The organism is Streptomyces sp. ID05-39B (assembly GCF_033794725.1).
In the GTDB taxonomy this organism is placed as follows: domain Bacteria; phylum Actinomycetota; class Actinomycetes; order Streptomycetales; family Streptomycetaceae; genus Streptomyces; species Streptomyces bobili.
Genome location: NZ_JARGEF010000076.1, coordinates 1 through 23,915, shown reverse-complemented (window position 1 = coordinate 23,915; position 23,915 = coordinate 1). Strand labels below are relative to the sequence as shown.

Here is a 23,915-nt window from a genome sequence, read left to right as displayed (position 1 = left end):
GCTCACGCCCAGAGCTGGCCCTGGAGGGTTTCGATGGCCTCTTCGGTGGTGGCGGCCGTGTAGACGCCGGTGGAGAGGTACTTCCAGCCGCCGTCGGCGACGACGAACACGATGTCGGCGCTCTCGCCCGCGGTGAGCGCCTTCCTGCCGACACCGATCGCGGCGTGCAGGGCGGCACCCGTGGAGACGCCCGCGAAGATGCCTTCCTGCTGGAGCAGCTCGCGGGTGCGGGTGACGGCGTCGGCGGAACCGACCGAGAAGCGGGTGGTGAGGACGGAGGCGTCGTACAGCTCGGGGACGAAGCCCTCGTCGAGGTTGCGCAGGCCGTAGACCAGGTCGTCGTAGCGCGGTTCGGCGGCGACGATCTTGACGTCGGGCTTGTGCTCGCGCAGGAAGCGGCCGACGCCCATGAGGGTGCCGGTGGTGCCGAGTCCGGCGACGAAGTGGGTGACGGACGGGAGGTCGGCGAGGATCTCCGGGCCGGTGGTGGCGTAGTGGGCGCCGGCGTTGTCGGGGTTGCCGTACTGGTAGAGCATCACCCAGTCGGGGTGCTCGGCGGACAGCTCCTTGGCGACGCGTACGGCGGTGTTGGAGCCGCCGGCGGCGGGGCTGGGGATGATCTCGGCGCCCCACATGGCGAGCAGCTCGCGGCGTTCCTGGGAGGTGTTCTCCGGCATGACGCAGACCATGCGGTAGCCCTTGAGCTTGGCCGCCATGGCGAGGGAGATGCCGGTGTTGCCGCTGGTGGGTTCGAGGATGGTGCAGCCGGGGGTGAGCCGGCCGTCCTTCTCGGCCTGCTCGATCATGTGCAGGGCGGGGCGGTCCTTGACCGAGCCGGTGGGGTTTCGGTCCTCCAGCTTGGCCCAGATGCGGACATCGGCGGACGGCGAGAGCCGCGGCAGGCGCACCAGAGGGGTGTTGCCCACCGCGGCGAGGGGGGAGTCGTAGCGCATCGGGTCGCTCAGGCCATGCCGCCGGCCACGGCCGGCAGGATCGTCACGGTGTCGCCGTCGGCGAGCTTGGTGTCGATGCCCTCGACGAAGCGGACGTCCTCGTCGTTCAGGTACACGTTGACGAAGCGGCGCAGCTGGCCCTTCTCCACGATGCGGTCCCTGATGCCCGTGTGCCGGGTCTCGAGGTCGGTGAACAGGTCGGCGAGGGTGTCACCGCTGCCCTCCACCGCCTTCTTGCCGTCGGTGTACTGGCGCAGGATGGTGGGGATGCGGACCTCGATGGCCATGGCTCAGGGCTCCTGTCGGAAGGTGTGGGCAGCGCAGGTACATGCGTGTGAGGGCGCCGCGGCGCACGGCCGTACGGCGGCAGGGCCGGCGTCAACAGATGGCGCTGGCGAGCCTGCACAGGTCGACGTGCAGCCGCGCCACGAGCAGTGCGCCCGGCGTCTTCTCGCTCACGTCGTAGGAAACCATGGGCTCATCGTATCGATTCCCGGTCCGGGCCCTGGAGTGTGATCCCACATGATGGACGAGATGGGGCCGGGGAGTGAGACGGCCGACGGCGGGCCCGGTTCGGGCGGCCTGCCGGAGCACCGGGCGGGTGGGGACGACCACCGAGAACGCGGTCGGCGTGCCGTCGTCCACGAGCCATCGGGCCACGTCCTGCAAGGTGGGGCGGCGTGCGTGCGTCCTTGGCGTCAACACCGTCTCCGCCGGGGCCGGCTGTGCGCGTCCCTGGCGGAAACGGGAGGTTCGGCGCGTGGGCGGAGCGGGCGTCCGGCCCGGCTCAGTACGCCTCGACGACCTTGATCTCCTCCTCCGTGACCTGGCCCTCCACGATCCGGTAGGAGCGGAACTGGAAGGGGCCCGCGTCGTCGGTGTCGGCGGTGGAGACGAGGACGTAGTGGGCTCCGGGCTCGTTGGCGTAGGAGAGGTCCGTGCGCGAGGGGTAGGCCTCGGTGGCGGTGTGGGAGTGGTAGATGATCACCGGCTCCTCGTCGCGGTCGTCCATCTCGCGGTAGAGCTTGAGCAGGTCCTGCGAGTCGAACTCGTAGAACGTGGGCGAGCGGGCGGCGTTGAGCATGGGGATGAACCGCTCCGGGCGGTCCGAGCCCGCGGGGCCCGCGACCACGCCGCACGCCTCGTCGGGGTGGTCCTCGCGCGCGTGGGCGACGATCTGGTCGAACAGGGCCTGGGTGATGGTGAGCATGGTCGCCAGGATAGACAGGGGAGCCGAAGGGGCGGCGCGCGGTTCGTCAGGCGGGGAGCGGCGGCAGACGGGCGGGCCGCGCCGTACCGGGGGCGGTACGGGGCGGCCCGCATCGTGGGCAGGAGGGCCGCCCGCACCGCGGTGGGTGGTGCGGACGGTTCCTGCGCAGAGGTCGTCAGACGACCTTGACCGCTTCCCGTTCGTCCTCGGGGTCGCCGCCGCCCACGGCCGCGCGGGCCTTGCGGCTGCGGACGAAGTCCATGAAGGAGTCCAGTTCCCTCTTGACCACGGGCGCCAGCAGGTAGAGGCCGATGATGTTGAAGACCGACAGCAGGAAGAGCGCCGAGTCGGCCAGGCTGATCAGCGAGTCGAGGGAGAGCAGCGAGCCGGCGACGACGAACAGGCTCCACAGGGCCTTGAAGGTGAGTTCGCTGGTCCGGCTCTTGCCGAAGAGGTACGACCAGGCCTTGAGGCCGTAGTAGCCCCAGGTCAGGATCGTGGAGAAGGCGAACAGCAGCACCGCGACGGTCAGCACGTGGGGGAACCAGGGCAGTACGGTCGCGAACGCGTCGGAGGTGATGGTGACACCGCCGATGCTCTCGCCGGCACGGGCGTCGGCCCAGCTCGCCGGGTCGGCGATGATGATGGTCAGGGCGGTCATGGTGCAGATGACGACCGTGTCGATGAACGGTTCCAGCAGGGCGACCAGGCCCTCGCTCGCGGGGTGCTTGGTCCTGACCGCGGAGTGGGCGATCGGGGCGGAGCCCAGACCGGCCTCGTTGGAGAAGGCGGCCCGCTGGAAGCCGACGATCAGGGCGCCGATCACACCACCGGTGACGCCGTCGGCCTGGAACGCGCCGTCGAAGACGGTCTGGATCGCGTCCGGCACCGCGGTGACGTTCGCGAGGATGACGACGAGGCAGGCCACGATGTACATGCCGGCCATCGCCGGAACGAGCCGGCTGGTGACCGAGGCGATGGAGCGGATGCCGCCGAGCAGCACGAGGCCGACGAGGGCGGCGACCACGAGGCCGAAGAGGATGGCACCGGCGGAGGAGGCCATGAAGCCGTCCTCGCCGCCGACGGTCGAGGCGATCTGCGCGTAGCTCTGGTTGGCCTGGAGCAGGTTGCCGCCGAAGAGGCCGAAGAAGAGGATCATGATCGAGGCGAGGACCGCGAGCACCTTGCCGAGCTTGGCGCCGCCGCTGCCGAAGCGCTCGGCGAGCCCCCTGGGGAGGTAGTGCATCGGACCGCCGGAGACGGTGCCGTCCTCGTGCTCCACCCGGTACTTCACACCGAGGGTGACCTCGACGAACTTGGTCGCCATGCCGAGCAGACCGCACAGGATCATCCAGAACGTGGCACCCGGACCGCCGATGGAGACGGCGACGGCGACACCGGCGATGTTGCCGAGGCCCACGGTGCCGGACACGGCGGCGGTCAGCGCCTGGAAGTGGCTGACCTCACCGACCGAGCCCTCCTCGTCGTACTTGCCGCGCACGGTGTCGAAGGCGAGCTTGAACTTGCGCACCTGGACGAGTCCGAACCCGACGGTGAAGATCAGCCCCGCGATCACCAGCCAGGCGACGATGAGCGGAAGCTCGGTGCCGCCCACCGGGACGGTGTAGAACACGACGTCGGCGACGGCGTCGGCGACGGGTTCGAAGAAGTCACTGACGGATTCGTCAATGGAGTTCGTGATGGATTCGAGTGACATCAAGCAACCTCGGGGCGCGGGGCACGCCGGCGTGGGGGCGCGGCGGACCGGAGTGCGGTCGGTCGTGGAGCAGACGCCGTTGTCCGTCGGCGACGGGGAGAGAGCGGGGACCCGCGGACCCGGGCCGGTACTGCTCTGTCGTGCGCGCCGGGGGGTGGCCGGCTGCTCCTGAGCGGCGAGGGGTGGTGCCGCGGTCGGAATTGCACGTTCCTACCACAGCCTTTGCCGGACCTTGGGTGTCACGGCTCACACCAAAAAGCCCCCGGGGTACGAAACCCCAGGGGCGGTGATGCGATCGTTATGCGGATTTGAGCGTCCTCTGAGCGAACGCCACAGGGATACCGGCTGAACCCCCCCATGACCGAAGTCAGGGCATAAGGGTCGAAACCAACGTCTCCTGGAGGCCGCCCAGCCACAGGTACGCCATCACCATCGGCTTGCGCGGGTCCTCGTCCGGGAGCCGGTAGAGGAGATCGGTGTCGTCCTCGTCGGAGATGTCGAGCCGGGAGCCGATCGCCAGGCGCAGGTCGTTCAGCGTGCGGAGCCACTGCTGGGACTCCTCGGGCGACAGCTTGAGCACCGCCACGCTGTCCCCCTCGGCGACCAGCGCGTCCAGGGAGCGCACGACCGCGAGGGCGTTCTCGCGCTTGCCGGCCCGCAGGTCGTTCTCCGTGAAGCGGCGGAACTCCGCGGAGTGGGCGCGCCGCTCCTCCGCCTCCCGGGGGCCGGGGGTGGCCTCGGGGTCGGTGTAGGCGTCGGGGAAGAGGCGCTTGAGGACCGGGTCGGAGGGCGGTTCGCTCGGGCCCTCGGCGAACAGTTCGGCGAGCGGGTCCGCGGAGGCGTCCTCGGCGGGCCCGGGGCCGATCAGCTCCAGGAGCTGCACGGCCAGCGACCGGATGATGGAGATCTCGACGTCGTCGAGGGCGACGGCCGCGCCGCCGCCGGGGATCGGTTCGAAGTGTCCTGGCATCGGTGAGGTGACTACTTCCGGTCCTGCTGGAGGGTGGCCCACAGTCCGTAACCGTGCATCGCCTGCACGTCGCGTTCCATCTCCTCGCGGGTTCCGCTGGAGACGACCGCCCGGCCCTTGTGGTGGACGTCGAGCATGAGCTTGGTGGCCTTGTCCTTGGAGTAGCCGAAGTACGTCTGGAAGACGTACGTCACGTAGCTCATGAGGTTGACCGGGTCGTTGTGGACGATGGTGACCCAGGGGACGTCCGGCTCGGGTACGGCGAAGACCTCCTCCGCCGACTCGGTGCGTTCGATCTCTAGGGGAGCGGGTGACGTCACACTGCCCATGCTGCCATGCACCAGGGAAATCGTCACACCGACGAAAAGGGAGTACGATTCTCGCCATGAGCACTGCAGATCTTGGGCTGCCGGTGGATGTTCCCTCGACGGCGCTCTTCACGGACCAGTACGAGCTGACGATGCTGCAAGCCGCATTGAAGGCGGGCACCGCCGACCGGCGCAGCGTCTTCGAGGTCTTCACCCGGCGGCTGCCGGAGGGCCGGCGCTACGGCGTGGTGGCCGGCACCGGACGCGTCCTGGACGCGGTCGAGAACTTCCGCTTCGACGCGGGCGTCCTCGGCTTCCTGCGGGAGCGGCAGATCGTCGACGAGGCCACCCTGGAATGGCTCGCCGCCTACCGCTTCTCGGGTGACGTCTGGGGCTACCCGGAGGGCGAGGTGTACTTCCCCGGCTCGCCGGTCATGCGGGTCGAGGGCTCCTTCGCCGAGTGCGTGCTGCTGGAGACGGTGATCCTCTCCATCCTCAACCACGACTCGGCGATCGCGGCCGCCGCCTCCCGCATGTCCTCGGCGGCCGGGCAGCGCCCGCTGATCGAGATGGGCGCCCGGCGCACCCACGAACTGGCCGCCGTGGCCGCGTCCCGCGCCGCCTACGTCGGCGGCTTCGCCACCACATCCGACCTGGCGGCCGGCTTCCGCTACGGCATCCCCACCGTGGGCACCAGCGCACACGCCTTCACCCTCCTGCACGACACCGAGCGCGACGCCTTCCGCGCCCAGGTGGAGTCACTGGGCCGCGGCACCACCCTCCTCGTGGACACCTACGACGTCACCGAGGCCGTCCGCACGGCCGTGGAGGTCGCCGGGCCCGAGCTGGGCGCCGTCCGCATCGACTCGGGTGACCTGCTGCTCGTCGCCCACCGGGTGCGCCAGCAGCTGGACGAGCTGGGCGCGCGCGACACCCGGATCATCGTGACCTCCGACCTCGACGAGTACGCCATCGCCTCCCTGGCCGCCGCGCCCGTGGACGCGTACGGCGTCGGCACCCAGCTGGTGACCGGTTCCGGGCACCCGACGGCCTCCATGGTCTACAAGCTGGTCGCCCGCGCCGAGTCCGACGACCCGAAGGCGCCGCTGGTGCCGGTGGCGAAGAAGTCGTCCGGCGGCAAGACCTCGGTCGGCGGCCGCAAGTGGGCCGCGCGCCGCCCGGACGCCGACGGGGTCGCCGAGGCGGAGGTCGTCGGCACCGGCCAGGTCCCCGCCGAACTGGCCGACCACCAGCTCCTGGTCGAGCTGATCAAGAGCGGCGAGGTCATCGCCCGCGAACCGCTGGACGTGGTCCGCGACCGGCACACGGCCGCCCGCGCCGGACTGCCGCTGTCGGCTACACAGCTCTCCCGAGGGGAACCCGTGATCCCGACGGAGTACGTCCAGGGGCGCTCGGGTAGCTAGAGCGCAATGTCCACGGGGGACGGGGCGGTGACGCCCTCTCCCCTATCGCCGCCGAAGTCTCTAGGCTCGATTACTTCACCCACTGTCGAAGGACACCCACCATGCGCCGCGCCTTGATCGTCGTAGACGTGCAGAACGACTTCTGCGAGGGGGGCAGCCTCGCGGTGTCCGGGGGCGCCGATGTGGCCGCCGCGATCACCGAGCTGATCGGGCAGGCCCCCGCCGGATACCGCCATGTGGTGGCCACCCGCGACCACCACATCGCCCCCGGCGGCCACTTCGCCGACAACCCCGACTACGCGCACTCCTGGCCCGCGCACTGCGTGGCCGGCACCGAGGGCGTCGGCTTCCACCCGAACTTCGCCCCCGCGGTGGCCTCCGGCGCCGTCGACGCGGTGTTCGACAAGGGCGCCTACGCCGCCGCGTACAGCGGCTTCGAGGGCGCCGACGAGAACGGCGTCAAGCTGGGCGACTGGCTGCGCGCCCGAGGCATCGACGAGGTGGACGTGGTGGGCATCGCCACCGACCACTGCGTGCGGGCCACCGCGCTGGACTCGGCCCGCGAGGGCTTTCGCACCCACGTCCTGCTCGACCTGACCGCCGGGGTCGCCCCGGAGACCACCGAGCGGGCGCTCGAGGAGCTGCGCGGGGCGGGCGTGGAACTCTCGGGGAAGCCGGTCGTGCAGTAACCGGTTCTGACGTCTGCGGTTCCGCCGTTTCGCCGCTCCGCCGTTTCGCCGTTTCCGGCCGCGGGCTACGTCGCCGAGGTCGCCGGGCGGCGGAGCAGCGCGCGGATCGGGCGCCACAGCTCCGGGACGCCGACGACGGTGCTGACAGCGTTGTCGGGGGCCGTTCGCCATATGAGGCCGTCGGGATGGTGCAGGACCGCGGTGATCTCGTCCGGACTGGGCGGGGCCGCGTTGCCCCGCAGGTAGACGGCGCGCAGACCCAGGTTGCGGAGCCTGGTCAGGGCTCGGGCGCGGTTCTGGGCGACGACCAGGACGCGTACGGCTGCGGCGCCGTCGGCGGCGGGGCTGGGCAGGTTCAGCGCCACCACCACCGAGCCGTTCGGCAACATGCAGAAACCCCCTGCGGCCATGCGGTCACACCCCCGTGCGTGTCGGCGTCGAAGCGGTCGCCCCAGGGTCCGTCACGGGGCCTGTCGATGAGTCTGTCAATAAGAAGGACACAGGAGGCACCTAAACACGATCGGCGGCAACCCGCCAGAGGGTTGCCGCCGATACGCGTCTGACCTGGGAAAACGTTGGCTACTTAGCCGACGGACCCACCTTCACGGTGACCGTCGAGCCGCTCAGGGGCTCACTGACGATCTTGATGGAGGTGTTGGTGTCAGTGATCTTGACGCCGGCCAGCGGGTTCGACGCGTCGTAGTAGGACGACAGGCTGTCGTCGAAGACCGGGACGCCAGGACGGGCCTTGATCTTCGTGGCGACGTCGGCATTGTGCAGCTTGATCGCGTCGGTCGGGTACCAGCTGAAGGTGGAGTCGAAGGCCTGGATGCGGTTGCGCATCAGGCTGCCGTCGGACCACTTCAGCGGGGTCGGGTGTGCGTCGATCGGGAGGATCAGGCCCTCACCCGGGTGCTGGCTGGTGTTGTCGTCGGCCTGGGAGGTGTCCCACTTCCAGATCAACAGGCCGTTCTGGTACGGGTAGTGCTCCACCCAGTCCGGACGCGTCGTCGAGAAGCCGTAGTTGTACGGGCCGACCTTGAGGACCTTGTCGTACGAGACGTACTGACGGTTCTCGGCGATGTAGTACTGCGCGTAGTCGTCCGTGATGGCCGCACCGATGCGGGTGAAGCCGTTGGCCGTCCACGCGGCGTCCGCGCTCTCCGCGTTGTCGGAGAACAGGGCCGCGCCGTCCGCGGTCACCGTGATCTGGTCGGCCGCGAAGCCCTTCTGGGCCACGCCGCCGTCGGTGGCGTAACGGAAGCGGACGTCGATCTTCTGGCCCGCGTAGGCGTCCAGCGAGTACGTCAGCTTCTGGTAGGCGTCGACCGTGCCGGTGAGGGCCGGCTTGCCGCTGCCGTCGCGCGGGACGGCGCTGCCGTCGGCCAGTTTGCCGTCGACCGGCGTCCAGTTGGAGCCGTCCGTGGACACCTCGGTGTAGAGGTAGTCGTAGTCGGCCTCGATGTCCCACCAGCCGTCCAGCGACAGTGCCGCCGTCGACTTGCCGGTCAGGTCGACCGAGCGGGTCAGGGTGTTGCGCAGGTCGTCACCGCTGCCGCTCCACCACTGGGTGGCGCCCTGGGCCGGCACGACGACGTCGGTGGTGACCGTCTTCTCCGGCAGCTCGACGATGAGGGCCTGCGGGTTGGCGGTGTTGTACTCCGCCAGGCCCAGCTTGTGCTTGGACTTCACACCCGCCTTGGCGACCTCGTAGTCCAGCCAGCCGAGCTGGAGCTTGTCCCAGGCGTTCATGTCGCCGGGCAGGTCACCGATGGAGTCCTTGCCGGTGCCGAGCCAGGAGCCGGAGGACATCAGCGTCCAGAAGCCGGTGGAGTTCTCGCCGCCCGCCGTGTCGTACTCGTCGGGCAGGCCGAGGTCGTGGCCGTACTCGTGGGCGAAGACGCCCAGGCCGCCGTTCTCCGGCTGGATGGTGTAGTCGCCGACCCAGATGCCGCTGTCGCCGATCTGGGCGCCGCCGAGCTTGTTGGTGTCCGGGCCGGTGGAACCGGCGTCGGTGCCGAAGGCGTACCAACGGTGGGCCCAGATGGCGTCCTCGCCCTGCGCGCCGCCGCCCGCGGACTCGTCCTCGCCGGCGTGCACGATCTGGAAGTGGTCGATGTAACCGTCGGACTCGTTGAAGTCGCCGTCACCGTCGAAGTCGTAGCGGTCCCACTGGTCGAACTCGGCCAGTTCCGCCTTGATCTCGGCCGCGGTGTCACCCGCGGCCTCGCGCTCGGCGACCCAGGCGTTGACGCCGTCCTGCACGGCGTACCAGGCGCCGGTGGCGGCGTCGTTGGAGCCGTAACGGGCCTCGTTGTAGGGGACCTTGACCCAGTCGGTCACCTCGCCGTCGACCGAGTAGCGGCCCGAGGACTGCTTCTCGTAGTACTTCTTCAGCGACTCGGTGCGCTTGCCGGTACCGAAGTACAGGTCCTGGAAGTGCGCCTGGTTGTAATCCGCCTTCCAGGCCGTGCTGTTGTCCTTGGCACGGTCCGGCGCGGCTATCTGGTTGTGCAGCGGGCCGGGCGTGCCGCCGTAGCGGCTGTCGACCTGGTCGCCGAACTCGACGAGGATCGTGAAGATCTTGTCGGTCTTCTCGCGGCCGAGTTCGACGTACTTGCTCGCGCCCCTGCGGCTGTCGAGCTGGACGACCTTGGAGCCGTCCCGGTTCTTGACCGTGGCCTCGCCGGAGATGACCTGTTCGAGGGCTTCCTCCCGCTGTGCCTCCTGTGTCTTGCTGAGCGGCCCGTCGAAGTCGTGTTCGCGGGCCTTGGCCGGCTGCGGGTCGTGCCGGTCCACCGCCGTGGTCCCGGTCGGCGCGTTGTCGGCCGCCTGTGCCACGGCGAACGCCGAGAACGTCGCCGAGGCCGCCGCAAGGGCGACGACCGTGGCGGACGTCCTGAACGTCCAGGATCTGCTGGTCACTTGATTGCCTCCCCTAACGCGTGCCTGACGCGCGGAAGGGGGATCCATGTCAAGGGATGTCCGCGCGCGGTTATACGCGTGTAGTCAAGTGCCGTCATTTGACTACTGCTTCACCAGAAAAGACAGACCTTGACTTGAACAGATCAACGCATTATTGGGAGCGGGCGTTCGCATTGCGGACGTGTGACTGTTACGTGACGGGCGCGCAGGCCCGTCCACCGGGTGGACGCCATGACTCCGTGCGCCCCCTGTGCACCGGCACCGTGTGTCAGCTCACGCTTACTGCTCGTTCCAGTCGGGCATGCAGCGAAATAGAGTCGAGACCGCCCCCGCTCCCGAGGACACGATTGCCATGCCTCGTCCGACCGTCGCACAGCTCACGTACGGTTCCTGCACCGTCATCCTCTCGACGCTCGCCATGTTGTGGCTGTCGCAGACGAGTTCGGGCTCACTCATCGCGGTCGTCGTCATCACCGCGCTCGCCCTCGGCGTACTCGTCGCCATGACGCTCCCGGCGCCCCGGCGCCAGGTCACCGTCACCGTGGCACGCTCCACCATGACCGAGCCCGTACCCGCCTCGGTCGCCGCGGCGCCCGAGCCGGTCCGGGAGCCGTCGACACGCTGAACACCACGACGGGAAGGGCCCGCTGCCGGAACGCAGCGGGCCCTTCCCGTCGTACCGGAAGGCCGTAACGGAAAGCCGTACCGACGGGCCGTGCCGACGGGCCGTGCTCATGAGCCGTACCTGCGGGCCGTACTGGCGGGCCGTCAGCCCGTGCTCACCACGACCGTCTTGGCGGCCTTGTCGTGCAGCCCCTGCTTGTAGGGCTTGTCGAAGAAGCTCCAGCCACCGCAGATCGCCGTCCACAGACAGGCGCAGCAGAACGCGAACGGCACCCACAGCACCAGGGCGCGCACCAGCGAGGTCTGTGTGGAGGGTGTGGAGCCGTTGTCGAGGTTGGCCACGCGCAGGCCCAGCCACTTCTTGCCCAGGGTCTGGCCCGACTTGGCGGTCATGAAGGTGTCGTAGGCGATGTACAGCACGGCGGCCACCAGGGACTGGGCGAAGGACTTGCCGACCTCGACGCCGTCGCCGTCCACGTCGTACTCGTTGACCCCGAAGCCCCACGTCAGCAGCCACACGACGACGCCCACCATGATCATGTCGATGATCCGCGCCAGCGTGCGCCTGCCGCTGTCGGCGAGCGGTGGCATCCCGGAGAGCGGGTCGGCGGGAAAACCCCCGTAGGGGTCACCGCCGTAGGGCCCGCCCGCGCCTCCGTAGGGCCCGCCCGCACCGTCGTACGGTGGCTGCTGCCCGCCGCCGTGGGGCGGGGGCTGCTGCCCGCCCGCACCGCCGTACGGGCTGTCGTACGGGGAACCCTGCGGGCCCTGCCCCTGACCGTGCGGCGGCTGGTGCGGTGGCTGCTTCCTGAACGGATCGTCCTCCGGCGGCTCGCCGCCGGAACCGGGGGGCGGTTCGGTCGTCATGGCCCGAGTCGACCGCGAACCGCCCGCCCCCGCACCCGGCGAGCCGCCGTCCGAGGTACGGGACCCCGGGACGGCCGGGGTGACGACAGGGCCTCGGGGGTTCCTTTCGGATCTTCGTTCCGAGGGTCCCGGCACGCGATACAGTGCGCGCCGTGGACATACCCGGCTGGTTCGTCTGGATCGCTCTCGCCCCGTTCCTTCTGCAGGTCGTCGGCCTCGACGCGGTCATCCGCCGGCTGCGGGGATCCGACGCGGCGCTGCGTGCCAAGGCACGCCTGGACCTGCTGGACGTCGTCGGCTCCCTGCTGCTCTTCGGCGGCATGATGCTGGCTCTCCTGGTGGCGGAATCCTGGGCCTGGCTCTCCCTCCCCGGCTTCGCGCTCATGAGCGTCTTCTACGCCGTGAAGGGTGTCCACCGGCTCCGCGCCCGCCGCCACCCCGCGGCCTGATCCGGACGGCTGTCGGCTAGCCCGCGACGAACGTGTGCGCCGCCTTGTCGTGCCAGCACTGGCGCCACGGCCTGTCGAACAGGCCCCACAGGATGCCGACGACGCCGATGGCGAGGAGGCCCGGGACGCTGTAGACCAGCCAGCGGCGCAGGGCGAGGCCGAAGGACGGGGGCTCGTGGCCCTCGATGTCGCGCACCTGGAGACCGAACAGCTTCTTGCCCAGCGTGCGGCCCCACTTGGCGGTCGGCAGCGCCTCGTAGACGACGCCGAAGAGCACCAGGACGGCCAGCACGACACCGAGGTACACCGCCGTGGTGCCGTCCAGCAGCCAGACCGTCACCGTCTCGCCGGTGAGCTTGGCCGCGTCGATCTTGTCGTTGACGTGCTCGACCGCCTTCAGGCCCAGCGGGACCGCGGCGGCGCCGGTGACGGCGGCGAGCACGAGCGTGTCGACGAGCCGCGCGCCCAGCCGCCTGCCGAGTCCCGCGGGACGCGCCTCCGACTGGCGGCGGGCGGCTGCCTGGAACACGTCGTCCACCGGCGGCCGCCACGGCACGACGGGCTGGTCGTCCCCGGCTCCCGCGAGCTGGTGCACCTGCTGCGCCCAGGAGGGCTGCCCGCCACCGGAGCCGGGAGCGAGGGGCGCGCCGCCGACGGCGGCCCCGGCCGGCTGGGCCCCGCCGGCCTGCTGGGGGACGCCGGGGGCGGGTGCCGGAGACACGCTCGGGGCCGACTGGGCCTGGGCGGCGGCCTGCGCGGGGGCAGCCGCCTGGGGAGCCTGGGCGGACTGAGGGGCCTGAGCGGCTTGGGCGGCCTGGTGGCCTACAGCGGCTTGCGCGGACATGGCCTGTGGCCCGGCGGGGCCGCCCTGCGCCGGCACGGCCTGCGCCGCCGCTGCCCGGTCGGCGGCGGCCCTGCCCGCGCCGAACCCCGCCGGTGACTGCCCCTCGGGCATCGGAGCGGCCGGGCCGAAGGCACCCGCACCCGGCCCGCCGGAACCGGAACCGTCCCCCGCGGAGCCCACGCCCACCGGGCCCTGCGGGCCGTAGCCCTGCTGGTCCGGGGTGTGCGGGGACGACGGGCGGAAGGTCATCGTGCCCTCGTCCGCGGGCGCCGGGCCCGTGGTCGGGCGGCGGGACATGAAGGTGGGGTCGGGAGCGGCTTCCGGCGGGGCGGTGCGCGGGTCCGGGGTCTGCGGGTTGCCCCAGGAGACGCGGCGCTCCTGCTCGCCACCGAAGCCGGACTGGCGGGAGCGGTCGGCGCCCCACGCGGAGGCCGGCTCCGGGGTGCCGCCGTACTGCTGCGGGTCCTCGTCGAAGAAGTGCGGGCCCGTCTCCTCCACGGAGGCCGGAGCCGAGGCCGGAGCCGAGGCCGGAGCCGAGGCGGGGGCGGCCGGGGATGCCCCCGGACCCGGAGGGGCGAGCGGTGCGCCGTCGGACGGCGCGGGCCGGCTGGTGCCGGGCACCCAGGAGGCACCGTTCCAGTACCGGACGTATCCAGGGATGGAGGGGTCCGGGTAGTACCCCTCGCGGGGCCTGTCGTCGCCGGGTGCCGGGGTTGGGGCGCTCATGTCCGTCGTCCCGTATCTGCTCGGGGGTGGGATGGGGCCTCCACATCTATCAGACGAGCGCAACCCCCACCGCCAGTCCCGCCGTTCCCACTCCTTTCCGGGCAACGGCGTGCATCGCCTTCACACGTTCGGACAGCCCGCGAGCGCGGCCCGACGGACGGCGCGCACGACGGCCGCACGACGGCACGCACGTCGGCCCATACCTCGGCCCGTACGTCGGCCCGTACGGAAGCCGCGAAAAAAGTTCTCCGAACCCGCGTAATGCTCGGCGCGCACCTCGCTCTCCCCTGCGTACGGATCAGTACCGAGAGGAGAACGGACATGCATCACACCGTGGTCGAACGGGAGCTGGAGCTGAGGCTCGTCCTGTCACCGGAGCGCAGCATCCCGGTCCCGGCGCGGCTCAGCTACCGCAGCGACGACCCCTTCGCCATCCACATCGGCTTCCACAGCACCTCGGAGCACCCCGTCCACTGGACGTTCGCCCGCGAACTCCTCGTGGAGGGTGTGTTCCGGCCGTGCGGGCACGGGGACGTGCGGGTGTGGCCGACGAAGGTGGGCGGGCGCAGCGTCGTCCTGATGGCGCTGAGTTCACCCGACGGTGACGCCCTCCTGGAGGCGCCCGCGGCCCAGGTGTCGGCCTGGCTGGAGCGGACGCTGCGGGTGGTGCCCCCGGGGACCGAGGGCGAGCGGCTGGGCCTGGACGAGGCGCTGGCCGAGCTGCTCGCCCCCCTGCCGGCCGACGACCTGTGGCTGCGCGACCCGTGGCCGTCCGACGAGTCGAAGGACGGTGAATGACCGCGCGCGGCTGTTGCCGGCCGGTCTCAGAACAGCTTGCCGGGGTTGAGGATGCCCAGCGGGTCGAAGGCCTGCTTGATCTGCCGCTGCATCTCCACGCCGACGGGGCCCAGCTCGCGGGCCAGCCACTCCTTCTTCAGCACGCCCACGCCGTGCTCGCCGGTGATGGTGCCGCCCAGTTCCAGGCCGAGCGCCATGATCTCGTCGAAGGACTCGCGGGCGCGGCGCGACTCGTCGGGGTCGGCCGCGTCGAAGCAGACGGTGGGGTGGGTGTTGCCGTCGCCGGCGTGGGCGCACACCCCGATGGTGAGCCGGTGCTTCTCGGCGATGCGCTCGACGCCCTCCAGCATGTCGCCGAGCCGGGAGCGGGGCACGCACACGTCGTCGATCATCGTCGTGCCCTTGACCGCCTCCAGGGCCACCAGCGAGGACCGCCGGGCCTGGAGGAGGAGTTCGGACTCGGCGGCGTCCTCGGCCGGGACGACCTGGGTGGCGCCGGCGGCCTCGCACAGCGCGCCCACGGCGGCGAGGTCGGCGGCCGGGTCCGGGGTGTCGAAGGCGGCGAGGAGGAGGGCCTCGGTGGTCTCCGGCAGACCCATGCGGGTCAGTTCGTTGACCGCCTTGACCGTCGTACGGTCCATCAGTTCGAGGAGGGAGGGGACGTGGCCGTCGGCCATGATCCGGCAGACGGCGTCGCAGGCGGCGGCAGCGGAGGCGAACTCGGCGGCCAGGACCAGTTGCCGCGGCGGCTGGGGCCTCAGCGCGAGGGTGGCCCGGACGACGACGCCCAGGGAACCCTCGGAGCCGACGAACAGGCGGGTGAGGTCGTATCCGGCGACGCCCTTGGCGGTGCGGCGGCCGGTGGACATCAGGCGGCCGTCGGCGAGGACGACGTCCAGGCCGAGGACGTACTCGGCGGTGACGCCGTACTTCACGCAGCACAGGCCGCCGGAGGCGGTGCCGATGTTGCCGCCGATCGTGCACATCTCCCAGCTGGAGGGATCCGGCGGGTAGGACAGGCCGTGCTCGGCCACGGCTCGGGAGAGGACCGCGTTGACGACGCCGGGTTCGACGACGGCGATGCGGTCGACGGGGCTGATCTCCAGGATGCGGTCCATCTTGGTCAGGGACAGGACCAGGCAGCCGTCGGAGGCGTTGGCGCCGCCCGACAGGCCGGTGCGGGCGCCCTGCGGGACGACCGGGACGCGCAGTTCGGTGGCGGTGCGCAGGACGTGCTGGACCTGTTCGACGGTGCGCGGCAGCACGACGGCGGCCGGGGTGCCGGCCGGGCAGAAGCTCGCCATGTCGTGCGCGTAGGCGGCCGTGACGTCGGGGTCGGTGAGGACCGCCTCGGCGGGCAGGCCGTCGAGCAGTCGGTCGAGGAGGTTGCCGGTCACCTCGTCGCGAGGGGCTTCGATACGGCTCATGATCACAGCGTCGCACCCGCCGCCATCGGTGTGAACCCCGTCTGCGGCACCCGGCGGATACCGTCGCACGGTCCTCGCGCTGACGCACAGTGAGCGCCATGGAGAGCGCTACCGAGACCGCCGCCGAAGCCAGTGAAGCCGCCGATTCGCCGCCCGGGACGGGGCCCGGACCGTCGCAGGCCCGCTCCCGGCTTCGCCGGCGCCTGCTGACCGGCTCGCTGGCCGGCTGCCTGGTGCTGGGCGGGGTCCTGCTGTGCCTGCCGGGCGAGGGGGCGGACCGGACCGCTCCGGCGCCCGCTCCGGGGGCTCAGGCGCAGGCCGCGGTCCGTACCGGGGTGGCCGCCGCGCTGCCCGACCTCGCGGTGCTGATCGGCGAGCGTGAGGCCCGGGTGCGCGCGCATCCCAGGGACGCCCGCTCCTGGGCGGTCCTCGGTGCCGCCTACGTCGAGCAGGGCCGGCGCACCGCCGACACGGCCGCCCACTATCCGCAGGCCGAACGGGCGCTGCGGACCTCCCTGTCGGTGCGGCCCGCCAGGAACACGGAGGCGCTGGTCGCTCTGGCCGCCCTCGCCAACGCCCGCCGCGACTTCCCGGCCGCACGGTCCTGGGGCGAGGCCGCGCGCAAGGCGGCCCCCCTGCACTGGACGGCGTATCCGCAGCTCATCGACGCCTACACCGGGCTCGGCGAGCACAAGAAGGCGAAGGCCGCGCTGGACCGGCTGCTGGAGCTGCGCTCGGGTCCCGCGGTGCTGGCGCGGGCGGCGGCCGTCTACCGCGACCGGGGCTGGCGCGAGGACGCGGCGGCGGCCCTGTCGGACGCGGCGGCCGGAGCCGTCTCCCCCGCCGAACGGGCCGCGTGCCTGGAGCGGGCCGGGCAGCTCGCCTGGGAACGCGGCGACCGTGAGTCCGCGCTGCGGCACTTCCAGGAGGCGGTGCAGCTCGACCCCGACCAGCGGGCCGCGCAGGCCGGGCAGGGGCGGGCGCAGGCGGCGCTCGGCCGGATCTCGGAGGCGCTGAGCGCCTACCAGGTGGCCCTCGCCAAGCAGCCGCTGCCGCAGTACGCGCTGGAGCTGGGTGAACTGTACGAGTCGCTGGGGATGGCCCGGGCGGCGCGGGTGCAGTACGACCTGCTGCGCGAGCGGGTCCGGGAGGAGGCGGCCGGCGGGGTGGACGGGGAACTGCTGCTGGGCCGCTTCGAGGCCGACCACGGGGATCCCGCGGTGGCCGTGCGGCGGCTGCGCGCGGAGTGGCGGCGCCAGCCGGCGATCGAGGTCGCGGACGCGCTGGGCTGGGCCCTGCACCGGTCCGGGCGGCACGAGGAGGGGCTGCGGTACGCCGTGATCGCCACCGACCGGGCGCACGACGGTACGGTGCGCAGCGCGCCGTACATGTACCACCGGGGCATGATCGAGCGGCAGTTGAGGCGGGACGGGGCGGCGCGGCGACATCTGGCGGAGGCGCTGCGGATCAACCCGTACTTCTCTCCGCTGCACGCGCGGACGGCCCGCACGGCGCTGTTGGCGCTGGGCGAGCCGTCGATGGCGCAGGTGCCGACGTTCTCCTGATGGGAGGCCGTTTCGGCAACCGGCTTCTTTCGGCAACCGGCTTCTACGGATTGCCGCGCTGCTACAGGTTTCCGCGCTTCTCCTGCTCCCGCTCGATCGCCTCGAAGAGGGCCTTGAAGTTGCCCTTTCCGAAGCCCATCGAGCCGTGGCGTTCGATGATCTCGAAGAAGACGGTCGGGCGGTCCTGGACCGGCTTGGTGAAGATCTGGAGCAGGTAGCCGTCCTCGTCGCGGTCGGCGAGGATCTTCAGCTCGCGCAGGGTGTCGACGGGCACGCGGGTGTCGCCGACCCACTCGCCGAGGGTGTCGTAGTAGGAGTCGGGGGTGTCGAGGAACTGGACGCCGGCGGCGCGCATGGTGCGGACCGTCTGCACGATGTCGCCCGTGTTGAGGGCGATGTGCTGGACGCCCGCGCCGCCGTAGAACTCCAGGTACTCGTCGATCTGGGACTTCTTCTTCGCGATGGCGGGCTCGTTGATCGGGAACTTGACCTTGAGCGTGCCGTCGGCGACGACCTTCGACATGAGGGCGCTGTACTCGGTGGCGATGTCGTCGCCCACGAACTCCTTCATGTTGGTGAAGCCCATGACGTTGTTGTAGAAACCGACCCATTCGTTCATGCGGCCGAGTTCGACGTTGCCGACGCAGTGGTCGATCGCCTGGAAGGTGCGGTGGGCGGGCGGCTCGACGATCGGGCTCGCGGCCACGTAGCCGGGCAGGTAGGGGCCGTCGTAGCCGCCGCGCTCGACGAGGGTGTGGCGGGTCTCGCCGTAGGTGGCGATGGCCGCCAGCACCACCGTGCCGTGCTCGTCCTTCAGCTCGTACGGCTCGGCGACCGAGCGCGCGCCGTGCTCCAGGGCGTAGGCGTACGCGGCGCGGGCGTCCGGGACCTCGATGGCGAGGTCGACGACGCCGTCCCCGTGCTCGGCCACGTGCTCGGCGAGGAAGTGGCCCCAGGTGGTGGCGGGCTTGATCACCGAGGTGAGCACGAAACGGGCGGAGCCGTTCTCCAGGACGTAGGCGGCGGTCTCGCGGCTGCCGTTCTCCGGTCCGGAGTACGCGACCAGCTTCATGCCGAAGGCGGTGGAGTAGTAGTGCGCCGCCTGCTTGGCGTTGCCCACGGCGAAGACGACCGCGTCCATTCCCTTGACCGGGAAGGGATCGGCCTGCCGGGCGGTGTCGGGAGTGTGGTGAGTGGTCTGCGTCATGGCCGAAGCCTCGCCCCGACCCTGCAAGGTGCGCAATAGTTCGCTCTACCACTGGTCAGCCTGTCCAGTGGTACGGCGGTTTCGGCAGCGTTTCTGTACAGGGTGACCATCTCGGAGGCGAATGTGGCGATCGATCATCTGGACGGCCGGATCATCGTGCTGCTGGCACGGGAGCCGCGGATCGGCGTGCTGGAGATGTCCCGGCGGCTGGGGGTCGCCCGGGGGACCGTGCAGGCGCGGCTGGACCGGCTTCAATCGAATGGCGTCATCCGCGGATTCGGGCCGCAGGTGGACCCGGCGGCCCTCGGCTACCCGGTCACCGCGTTCGCCACGCTCCAGATCCGGCAGGGCCAAGGGGCCGACGTACGGGCCCACTTGGCGACCGTGCCCGAGGTGCTGGAGCTGCACACCACCACCGGCACCGGGGACATGCTGTGCCGTCTGGTGGCCCGCTCCAACGCCGATCTCCAACGGGTCATCGACCTGGTTGTCGGTTTTGATGGCATTGTCCGGGCCTCCACCGCGATCGTGATGGAGAACCCCGTTCCACTGCGGATCATCCCGCTGGTGGAGCAGGCGGCGGACGCACGGGAAGGGCCGGGCACGACGACGGGGTGAGGGCGTGTGAGCTTCTGGGAGTACGTGGGCAACCGGCACCAGCAACTGCTCACCGACGCCTACCAGCACGCCAGCGCCGTGTTCCAGTGCATGGTCCTGGCGACCCTGATCGGCGTACTGCTCGGGGTCGTCACCTACCGCAGCGACTGGGCGGGGAACCTCGCCACCGCGGCCACCTCCACGATCCTCACGATCCCGTCCCTCGCCATGATCGGCCTGCTGATCCCGGTCGTCGGCCTGGGCGTGCCGCCCACGGTGATCGCGCTGACGCTGTACGGGCTGCTGCCGATCGTGCGGAACTCCGTCGTGGGCCTGCGGGGCGTCGACCCGTCCCTGGTGGACGCGGCCAAGGGCATCGGGATGTCCAGGGTGATGCGGCTGGCGCGGGTCGAGCTGCCGCTGGCCTGGCCGCCGATCCTGACCGGCATCCGGGTCTCGACACAGATGCTGATGGGCATCGCGGCCATCGCCGCCTACGCCTCCGGGCCCGGCCTCGGCAACGAGATCTTCCGCGGCCTGGCCTCCCTGGGCAGCAAGAACGCGCTCAACCAGGTCCTCTCGGGCACCCTCGGGATCATCGTGCTGGCCCTGCTGTTCGACGCCGCGTACGTCCTTCTCGGACGGCTGACGATTCCGAGGGGGATCCGTGTCTGAGTCGCATGGCGCCGCGATCGAGCTGGAGAACCTCACCAAGCGCTACCCGGGCAGCGCGAGCCCCGCCGTGGACAACGTGAACATGGAGATCAAGGCGGGCGAGATCGTCATCTTCGTCGGGCCGTCCGGCTGCGGGAAGTCGACGACCCTGAAGATGATCAACCGGCTGATCGAGCCGAGCGGCGGCCGCATCCGCATCGGCGGCGAGGACGTCACCGACATCGACCCGGTGAAACTGCGCCGCAAGGTCGGCTACGCGATCCAGGCTTCCGGACTGTTCCCGCACATGACGGTCGCGCAGAACATCGCGCTCGTGCCGAAGATGATCGGCTGGCCGAAGGGCAGGATCAGGGACCGGGTGGAGGAGATGCTCGACCTGGTCGGACTGGACCCCGGGGAGTTCCACCACCGCTATCCGCGCCAGTTGTCCGGCGGCCAGCAGCAGCGGGTCGGCGTGGCGCGGGCGCTGGCGGCGGATCCGCCGGTGCTGCTGATGGACGAGCCGTTCGGCGCCGTGGACCCGATCACCCGCGACCACCTCCAGGACGAGCTGATCCGGCTCCAGCACGAACTGCACAAGACGATCGTGTTCGTCACCCATGACTTCGACGAGGCCATCAAGCTCGGCGACCGGATCGCCGTGCTGCGCGAGCGCTCGCACATCGCCCAGTTCGACACCCCGGAGGCGATCCTCACCAACCCGGCGGACGACTTCGTGTCCGGGTTCGTCGGCGCCGGCGCGGCCCTGAAGCGGCTCAACCTGACGCGCGTACGGGATGTGGAGATCACCGACTATCCGACGGTGAGCGTCGACGACCCGCTCCAGGCCATCTTCAACCGGATCCGGTCCAGCGGGACGAACGAGATCCTGCTCCTCGACAAGCGCGGCCGGCCCTACAAGTGGCTGCGGCGCGGCGACCTGATGCGGGCGAAGGGCTCACTGGCCCGCGCGGGCACCCTGGTCACGGACACGGTGACCCGGGACGCGACCCTGCGGGACGCGCTGGAGGCGGTGCTCACCGACAACACCGGGCGGGTCGCGGTCACCGGGCGGCGCGGCGAGTACACCGGGGTCGTCGACATGGAGACGCTGATGAACTCGGTGCACGAACTGCTGGAGGCCGACCGGCTGGAGGCGCTGGAGGCCCAGCACGAACTGGAGGAGGCCCGGGCCGCGCAGACGCACGCGGAACAGGAGGGCCCCGGCGGGGAGGCGAAGGCGTGAGCACCGGCGAACGGGACGACCTGCTGGACGACGGGCCGGACGACCGCCTCGACGACCGGCTGGACCAGGAGGAGGAGCCCGCGGCTGCGCCGTCCGGTCCACCGCGCCGGCGCATCGGCTGGCAGAAGCTGACCCTCGTGCCCGCCTTCCTGGTCGTGATGCTCCTCGCCACCTGGCTGTGGTTCGCGCAGGCGGAGCTGGACCCGCTCTCCGAGAACGCGCTGGCCGACGGGCAGGTGTCCAAGGCGCTGTGGCAGCACGTCCAGCTGACGGTGATCTCCACCTTCTTCGTGCTGATCATCGCCATCCCGCTGGGCATCGCGCTGACCCGGCCGGCCTTCCGCAAGGCCACCCCGGTCGCGATGACCTTCGCCAACATGGGCCAGGCGACCCCCGCGATCGGTCTGCTCGCCCTGCTGGTGATCTGGCTGGGCATCGGCCGACGGGCGGCCCTCATCGGGATCATCGCCTACGCCGTCCTGCCGGTGCTCTCCAACACCATCGCGGGCCTGAAGGCGAACGACCCGACGCTGCTGGAGGCCGCCCGCGGGATCGGCATGTCCCCGCTCGGAGTGCTGAACCGGGTGGAGCTGCCGCTGGCGGTACCCCTCATCCTGGCCGGCGTCCGTACGGCGCTCGTCCTGAACGTCGGCACGGCGACCCTGGCGACCTTCGGCGGGGGCGGCGGACTGGGCGTGCTGATCACCACCGGCATCACCAACCAGCGCATGCCGGTCCTGGTACTGGGCTCTGTGCTGACCGTGGCCCTGGCCCTGCTGGTCGACTGGCTGGCCTCGCTGGCCGAGGTGCTGCTGCGTCCGCGCGGCCTGGAGGTGGGGCAGTGAGAAGGGTGCCGTTCTGTCTCGCGGGGCTGCTGGTGCTGGCCTCCGCCTGTGGCCTGACCAGCGGTTCCCCCATGGTCGACGACGTCTCCCCCGGCTCGATCGGGCAGGGCGAGCCGCTCAGGGGCGCCGATCTCACCGTGACGTCCAAGTCGTTCACCGAGAGCCTCATCCTCGGCGCGATGATGGGCATCGCCTTCCAGGCGGCGGGCGCGGAGGTCCTGGACCGGACCGGCATCCAGGGTTCCATCGGCGGCCGCGAGGCGATCCGCAAGGGCGACGCCGACGCCATGTACGAGTACACGGGCACCGCCTGGATCACGTACCAGGGCAACAGCGAGCCCATCACCGACCCGCTGAAGCAGTGGCAGGCGGTGCGTGACGCGGACGTGCGCAACGGGGTGACCTGGCTGCCGCAGTCCCGGCTGAACAACACCTACGCGCTGGCCATGAACCAGGCCAACTACAAGAAGTACGGCACGAGGACGCTGTCGGAGGTGGCCGAGCTGTCCCGGACGGACCCGAAGGCCGTCACGCTGTGCGTGGAGAGCGAGTTCGCCAACCGCGCGGACGGACTGCCGGGCATGCAGAAGGCGTACGGCATGAAGGTGCCGGCGGACCGGATCACGCAGATGGACACCGGGATCATCTACACCCAGACGGCGAAGGGCAGTTGCACCTATGGCGAGGTCTTCACCACCGACGGCCGCATCAAGTCCATGCGCCTCGCGGTGACGGCCGACGACAGGAAGTTCTTCCCCAACTACAACGCGGCCCCCGTGGTCAACAGCAAGACCTTCGAGAAGTGGCCGGCCATCGCCGAGGTCATCGACCCGGTCACCGCGAAACTCGACAACGCGGTCGCCCAGGAACTGAACGCGAAGGTCGACGTCGACGGTGAGGACCCGCACCAGGTCGCCCTGGACTGGATGAAGGCGGAGGGGTTCGTGAAGTAGGACTGCCTCAACAGCCCGGGACGGAGCCTTCGCCCTTCTCCAGGGCGGTCAGGGCGCTCACCGCGCCCTTGAGGGTGGACACCGGGATCAGCCGCAGCCCTTTGGGGAGTTCGGACTTGGCGTCCGAGCACTCGGCCTTCGGCACCAGGAACACGGTCGCCCCGTCCCGGCGGGCGGCCTGCGTCTTCAGGGCCACCCCGCCGACCGCGCCGACCTTGCCGTCCGCGTCGATGGTCCCCGTACCGGCGATCGTACGGCCGCCCGTGAGGTCGCCCCCGCTGCCGTCGCCGTCGAGCCGGTCGATGATCCCCAGGGAGAACAGCAGGCCCGCGCTGGGGCCGCCGACGTCGGCGAGCTTCAGCGTGACCTCGATGCCGTCGTCGGTGCGGTCGAGGTAGCGCAGGGCGGCCTCGGTCGCGATGTCCTGGGACTTCTCCATCTGCTCGGTGTTGTAGCGCTCGATCTCCTTCGTGCTGTCCCCCGCGGGATAGACCGAGTCACGCGGCATGACGGCCTGGTCGCTGCGGAACCAGCCGTCGATCACATCGGCCAGGGTGATGTCCGCGTCCGGGCCGGTCGCCTCGATGGTCGTCATCCGCAGCTGCCCGCTCGTGTCACGGGTCGGCGCGCCGGAGATCGTGATGACGGGCGTGCCCTTGTTCTCGCCGAGCACGTTCGCCGTCATCCCCGGCTGTGCCACCGAGAACGGCAACGGGGCCAGCCCCACGGTGGCGAACAACGCCACCAGCGGAAGCGCGCAGACGGCAAGGGCCCGGGGACGTGTGAGGCGTGAGAGCACGGGGTCAATCTAACGCGCCCGCCGGCCGGGCCCACGTGCCGGTGGCCAGCGGGCACGCCTTCCCCCCTCACCCGCCCAGCCCGCGGCCGCCTGCCGCCTGCCGCCTGCCGCCTGCCGC

25 protein-coding genes are annotated in these 23,915 nt (G+C 70.9%); 11 read left to right on the top strand and 14 right to left on the bottom strand.

Going from position 1 to position 23,915, the window contains the following annotated elements:
* Window positions 1-2: 2 nt before the first annotated feature.
* From P1P75_RS18540 to clpS, 7 genes are all read right to left on the bottom strand, one after another.
* Window positions 3-953, bottom strand: a complete 951-nt coding sequence (locus tag P1P75_RS18540) for a PLP-dependent cysteine synthase family protein (RefSeq protein ID WP_073496250.1) — start codon at window positions 951-953, stop codon at window positions 3-5.
* 8 nt (window positions 954-961) lie between these two features.
* Window positions 962-1,240, bottom strand: coding sequence for a MoaD/ThiS family protein (locus tag P1P75_RS18535; protein ID WP_086770351.1), 279 nt, complete (start codon window positions 1,238-1,240; stop codon window positions 962-964).
* A gap of 91 nt (window positions 1,241-1,331) precedes the next feature.
* Complete coding sequence (locus tag P1P75_RS18530) at window positions 1,332-1,427, bottom strand: putative leader peptide (RefSeq protein WP_319256640.1); 96 nt, start codon at window positions 1,425-1,427, stop codon at window positions 1,332-1,334.
* Between the two features lie 313 nt (window positions 1,428-1,740).
* Window positions 1,741-2,163, bottom strand: a complete 423-nt coding sequence (locus tag P1P75_RS18525) for a M67 family metallopeptidase (protein WP_266457531.1) — start codon at window positions 2,161-2,163, stop codon at window positions 1,741-1,743.
* 175 nt (window positions 2,164-2,338) lie between these two features.
* Window positions 2,339-3,880, bottom strand: a complete 1,542-nt coding sequence (locus P1P75_RS18520; RefSeq protein ID WP_319256638.1) for an alanine/glycine:cation symporter family protein — start codon at window positions 3,878-3,880, stop codon at window positions 2,339-2,341.
* A 367-nt stretch (window positions 3,881-4,247) separates the two neighbouring features.
* Window positions 4,248-4,850, bottom strand: a complete 603-nt coding sequence (locus P1P75_RS18515; protein WP_319256636.1) for a DUF2017 domain-containing protein — start codon at window positions 4,848-4,850, stop codon at window positions 4,248-4,250.
* An 11-nt stretch (window positions 4,851-4,861) separates the two neighbouring features.
* The gene (gene clpS, locus P1P75_RS18510; RefSeq protein ID WP_137301422.1) at window positions 4,862-5,179 is read right to left on the bottom strand and encodes an ATP-dependent Clp protease adapter ClpS; all 318 of its coding nucleotides are present in this window, start codon (window positions 5,177-5,179) and stop codon (window positions 4,862-4,864) included.
* A gap of 56 nt (window positions 5,180-5,235) precedes the next feature.
* On the opposite strand from clpS, the gene P1P75_RS18505 reads away from it, so the two are divergent.
* Entirely contained in the window at window positions 5,236-6,582 is a 1,347-nt protein-coding gene (locus P1P75_RS18505) for a nicotinate phosphoribosyltransferase (protein ID WP_319256634.1), read from the top strand.
* Window positions 6,583-6,683: 101 nt separating this feature from the next.
* Window positions 6,684-7,271 carry a nicotinamidase gene (locus P1P75_RS18500; protein WP_319180354.1) on the top strand — a complete coding sequence of 196 codons (588 nt, stop codon included), beginning with the start codon at window positions 6,684-6,686 and terminating at the stop codon, window positions 7,269-7,271.
* A 65-nt stretch (window positions 7,272-7,336) separates the two neighbouring features.
* Here P1P75_RS18500 and P1P75_RS18495 read toward each other — a convergent pair whose 3' ends face one another.
* Both P1P75_RS18495 and P1P75_RS18490 read right to left on the bottom strand, forming a co-directional pair.
* Window positions 7,337-7,681: a hypothetical protein gene (locus P1P75_RS18495; RefSeq protein ID WP_319256632.1), complete on the bottom strand. Its 345-nt coding sequence runs from the start codon at window positions 7,679-7,681 to the stop codon at window positions 7,337-7,339.
* Window positions 7,682-7,850: 169 nt separating this feature from the next.
* Window positions 7,851-10,196 carry an immune inhibitor A domain-containing protein gene (locus P1P75_RS18490; protein ID WP_319256629.1) on the bottom strand — a complete coding sequence of 782 codons (2,346 nt, stop codon included), beginning with the start codon at window positions 10,194-10,196 and terminating at the stop codon, window positions 7,851-7,853.
* Window positions 10,197-10,548: 352 nt separating this feature from the next.
* On the opposite strand from P1P75_RS18490, the gene P1P75_RS18485 reads away from it, so the two are divergent.
* Complete coding sequence (locus P1P75_RS18485) at window positions 10,549-10,821, top strand: hypothetical protein (protein ID WP_319256627.1); 273 nt, start codon at window positions 10,549-10,551, stop codon at window positions 10,819-10,821.
* A 143-nt stretch (window positions 10,822-10,964) separates the two neighbouring features.
* Here P1P75_RS18485 and P1P75_RS18480 read toward each other — a convergent pair whose 3' ends face one another.
* Entirely contained in the window at window positions 10,965-11,687 is a 723-nt protein-coding gene (locus P1P75_RS18480) for an RDD family protein (protein ID WP_319256625.1), read from the bottom strand.
* 152 nt (window positions 11,688-11,839) lie between these two features.
* Between P1P75_RS18480 and P1P75_RS18475 the strand changes: the two genes are divergently transcribed.
* Window positions 11,840-12,136: a hypothetical protein gene (locus P1P75_RS18475; protein WP_319256623.1), complete on the top strand. Its 297-nt coding sequence runs from the start codon at window positions 11,840-11,842 to the stop codon at window positions 12,134-12,136.
* 16 nt (window positions 12,137-12,152) lie between these two features.
* Here the strand turns inward: P1P75_RS18475 and P1P75_RS18470 are convergent, their stop codons facing one another.
* Window positions 12,153-13,706, bottom strand: a complete 1,554-nt coding sequence (locus P1P75_RS18470; RefSeq protein WP_319256621.1) for an RDD family protein — start codon at window positions 13,704-13,706, stop codon at window positions 12,153-12,155.
* Between the two features lie 321 nt (window positions 13,707-14,027).
* Between P1P75_RS18470 and P1P75_RS18465 the strand changes: the two genes are divergently transcribed.
* Entirely contained in the window at window positions 14,028-14,504 is a 477-nt protein-coding gene (locus P1P75_RS18465) for an SsgA family sporulation/cell division regulator (protein WP_319256619.1), read from the top strand.
* A 26-nt stretch (window positions 14,505-14,530) separates the two neighbouring features.
* On the opposite strand, the gene P1P75_RS18460 is transcribed toward P1P75_RS18465, so the two are convergent.
* On the bottom strand, window positions 14,531-15,937 hold the full coding sequence (locus P1P75_RS18460; RefSeq protein ID WP_319256617.1) for an FAD-linked oxidase C-terminal domain-containing protein: 1,407 nt from the start codon (window positions 15,935-15,937) through the stop codon (window positions 14,531-14,533).
* Window positions 15,938-16,029: 92 nt separating this feature from the next.
* Here P1P75_RS18460 and P1P75_RS18455 point away from each other — a divergent pair, with 92 nt between their 5' ends.
* Entirely contained in the window at window positions 16,030-17,496 is a 1,467-nt protein-coding gene (locus P1P75_RS18455) for a tetratricopeptide repeat protein (RefSeq protein WP_319256615.1), read from the top strand.
* Window positions 17,497-17,557: 61 nt separating this feature from the next.
* Here the strand turns inward: P1P75_RS18455 and hppD are convergent, their stop codons facing one another.
* Entirely contained in the window at window positions 17,558-18,703 is a 1,146-nt protein-coding gene (hppD, locus tag P1P75_RS18450; protein ID WP_319256613.1) for a 4-hydroxyphenylpyruvate dioxygenase, read from the bottom strand.
* A 123-nt stretch (window positions 18,704-18,826) separates the two neighbouring features.
* On the opposite strand from hppD, the gene P1P75_RS18445 reads away from it, so the two are divergent.
* The 5 genes from P1P75_RS18445 to P1P75_RS18425 all read left to right on the top strand — a co-directional run bounded on the left by P1P75_RS18445 (window position 18,827) and on the right by P1P75_RS18425 (window position 22,998).
* Window positions 18,827-19,321, top strand: a complete 495-nt coding sequence (locus P1P75_RS18445) for an Lrp/AsnC family transcriptional regulator (RefSeq protein ID WP_319256611.1) — start codon at window positions 18,827-18,829, stop codon at window positions 19,319-19,321.
* Window positions 19,322-19,327: 6 nt separating this feature from the next.
* On the top strand, window positions 19,328-19,975 hold the full coding sequence (locus P1P75_RS18440; protein ID WP_319256609.1) for an ABC transporter permease: 648 nt from the start codon (window positions 19,328-19,330) through the stop codon (window positions 19,973-19,975).
* Window positions 19,968-21,200 (top strand): betaine/proline/choline family ABC transporter ATP-binding protein, encoded by a 1,233-nt coding sequence (locus P1P75_RS18435; protein ID WP_319256607.1) that lies wholly within the window; start codon window positions 19,968-19,970, stop codon window positions 21,198-21,200. The genes P1P75_RS18440 and P1P75_RS18435 overlap by 8 nt, the downstream gene beginning before the upstream one ends.
* A 59-nt stretch (window positions 21,201-21,259) precedes the next feature.
* Window positions 21,260-22,045, top strand: coding sequence for an ABC transporter permease (locus tag P1P75_RS18430; RefSeq protein ID WP_319256662.1), 786 nt, complete (start codon window positions 21,260-21,262; stop codon window positions 22,043-22,045).
* A gap of 71 nt (window positions 22,046-22,116) precedes the next feature.
* A complete protein-coding gene (locus P1P75_RS18425) occupies window positions 22,117-22,998 on the top strand; it encodes a glycine betaine ABC transporter substrate-binding protein (protein ID WP_319256660.1) in 882 nt (293 codons plus the stop codon).
* Window positions 22,999-23,005: 7 nt separating this feature from the next.
* Here the strand turns inward: P1P75_RS18425 and P1P75_RS18420 are convergent, their stop codons facing one another.
* Window positions 23,006-23,797, bottom strand: a complete 792-nt coding sequence (locus P1P75_RS18420; RefSeq protein WP_319256605.1) for a S16 family serine protease — start codon at window positions 23,795-23,797, stop codon at window positions 23,006-23,008.
* Window positions 23,798-23,915 lie beyond the last annotated feature (118 nt).